This is a genomic window from Vibrio sp. YT-19(2023) (assembly GCF_033337395.1).
The window spans coordinates 1-571 of the sequence record NZ_JAWOQN010000876.1 but is presented as its reverse complement, the minus strand read 5'-3'; the positions used below and the strand labels follow the sequence as shown (position 1 = coordinate 571).

The 571-nt window shown below is 45.9% G+C and carries 1 protein-coding gene and 1 pseudogene; both read right to left on the bottom strand.

All coding sequences use genetic code 11. The features are described 5' to 3' along the window. Positions 1–273, bottom strand: a pseudogene (locus R7E78_RS28945) (hypothetical protein); the annotation flags it as partial. Next, positions 260–571 (bottom strand): YaeQ family protein (locus R7E78_RS28940; RefSeq protein WP_318058994.1); only part of this gene is annotated, 312 nt, incomplete at its 5' end. The pseudogene R7E78_RS28945 and the gene R7E78_RS28940, both read right to left, overlap by 14 nt.

Sequence of the window (571 nt, the reverse complement as noted above, 5' to 3'; positions counted from 1 at the left end):
TGCCTGCTCATCCCCAAGCGTATCTGCCAAGACCTTTTGCATTTGCTGTGTCGAATGAGCGTGTTGTTCATACAACGCACTTGCTTCGATATGGGATTTCGTCAGGAGCCCGAGTAGGTGAAGTACTGGATTCGTTGCTGGCTTGTTTTCACATACGCGTGCAAACAGCGGAGCTTGTTCTTTCAACCAACGCTTCTTGGCTGCTTTATGCTCATCAACGAAGGGAATCTTTTTGATTCCCATTTGTTTAATCAGTTCACTAAGGGGCGTCATGACTTTGCAGTTCCTTCACTGTTACTTCGACGTGTTGATCGTTCACATCAACAAAAATAGAGGTGCCGGTAATCATAACAGAAAGGTTTGTACCACGGTCAAGGTGCTGACAAATCATATCGATAGCGTCGTAGTCAAAGCTTTCTACGCTTACTGGAAGCATTGAAAACTTACCTGACATTTTCTCCCACCACACCGGTGCTTTAGTATTGTACGTATAGACCTTGACCTGCTTGGCAAGGCGAGAGGCTTTTTTGATTCGATCTGGTTCGGGTTCGCCGATCTCAATCCAATGCGT